This window comes from Clostridium beijerinckii HUN142, from assembly GCF_000621745.1.
Classification (GTDB): Bacteria; Bacillota; Clostridia; order Clostridiales; family Clostridiaceae; genus Clostridium; species Clostridium beijerinckii_A.
The window spans coordinates 1-1727 of the sequence record NZ_KK211342.1 but is presented as its reverse complement, the minus strand read 5'-3'; the positions used below and the strand labels follow the sequence as shown (position 1 = coordinate 1727).

Genomic DNA, 1727 nt, shown 5'->3' with positions numbered 1-1727 from the left:
GGAGATACTGGAGTAACAGGTCCATCAGGTGACACTGGAGCAACAGGTCCTATAGGAGATACTGGAGTAACAGGTCCAACTGGAGACACTGGAGCAACAGGACCAACTGGCGATACTGGTGTAACTGGACCAACAGGGCCATCAGGCGCAACTGGACCTACTGGACCAACAGGTGCTGGATTAGCTGCTGATGGTTATGTATATCAACTAGCAACAATAGCTGACGCAACTGTTGTAGGTGGAGCAGATATTCCATTTTCTAATAATGGACCTTTAAGCAATATAGCTCACACACCAGGAACAACAACAGTTACTGTAGCAATTGCTGGTGTTTATGAGATTAATTACGGTGCTAGCATAACAGCAGGAATTGGAGCTCAAATTGCAATTGCTGTAAATGGTACAGTTGATGCATCTACTCCTATTTCGGCTCTTGTAGCAACTGGTGAAATCTCAGGAAGTGCTATCTTAACTCTTGCTGCTGGAGATGTAATCACTTTCAGAAATAATTCAGCGTTAGCTTTAACATTAACTTTAGCACCATCAGTTGGAGCACAATTAACCCTTAAGAAATTAGATTAATTTATAAAAGTTGCCCTCTGCATTTATGCGGAGGGTTTTCAATTTGCTATTCAATATAATAAAAAGTTAAGGCTTATTATTAATTTAGTCTAATAGTAAAATTAAATTTAAATAAATAACTTTTTTCTATTGCACCATATAATAATCCTTAATATATAGTTTTTTTGCCGTTAACATCCAGATCAACATAATTTTAATATAAATGCATATTAGGATAAAATATATACTCACTAAATGATTATAATTTGTTAGAGCAATTTTATAATTTCGTTCCAACATACTTTGTTATAGTAAGTAAATATATTAGAAGTAAAAAGTTATCTGATAATATTTTTAAATTTATATATATGAGAGAAGTGTCAAAAGTTTTTAGTTTACATATATTGTAATAGCGCAATCTATCATGATTAAGTCAATAACAAAATGGTATATAATTCAAACGCAAGATAAGGAGATGGCTGAATGCCTACTATATTTATAAGTCCTACGGATGATGCCTATATATCACAACTGAACCCTAATGCAAATTTTGGGTTATCTACTGATTTATTTACAGGCATGTTTGTTCAAGAAGATGACGTTTATAGAAGCTTACTAAAATTTAATTTATCTGGTATTACACCAGGAAGCTCTATATCAAATGCTTCATTAAATTTATTTGTATCCAGAAATGATGTACCAGATTCAGCACAATTACCTCAAACTGTTAGAGTGTATATAAATGCAAGTGATTTCACAGAAAGTACAGTTACTTGGAATAATGCACCTATAGCTAATTTTACTCCATATTCAACAAATATAAATGCTGGAGATGTTGGTAACTATATTAGTATAGATATAACTGATTTGGTTAATGGATGGATAAATAATACAATTCCTAATAATGGTATAACTCTTATTGGAATTGAAAATATAATTGACACTATTATAGGATATTTTTCTAAGGAATGGCCATTGCAAACACAAAGGCCTTTCTTAAGTGTAACAATTACTTCAGAAGGTCCAACCGGGGAAACAGGTCCTGGTCCAACAGGCCCAACTGGACCAACAGGAGATACTGGAGCAACAGGTCCAACTGGAGATACTGGAATTACCGGACCTACTGGAGACACAGGTGTAACTGGACCAACAGGAGATACTGGAGT

At 34.5% G+C, this 1727-nt stretch carries 2 protein-coding genes; both read left to right on the top strand.

All coding sequences use genetic code 11. The features are described from left to right. A partial coding sequence (locus T483_RS31415) for a BclA C-terminal domain-containing protein (RefSeq protein ID WP_431603165.1) occupies positions 1-582 on the top strand: 582 nt, incomplete at its 5' end. 462 nt (positions 583-1044) lie between these two features. Then, a partial coding sequence (locus T483_RS0128155) for a DNRLRE domain-containing protein (RefSeq protein WP_026889818.1) occupies positions 1045-1727 on the top strand: 683 nt, incomplete at its 3' end.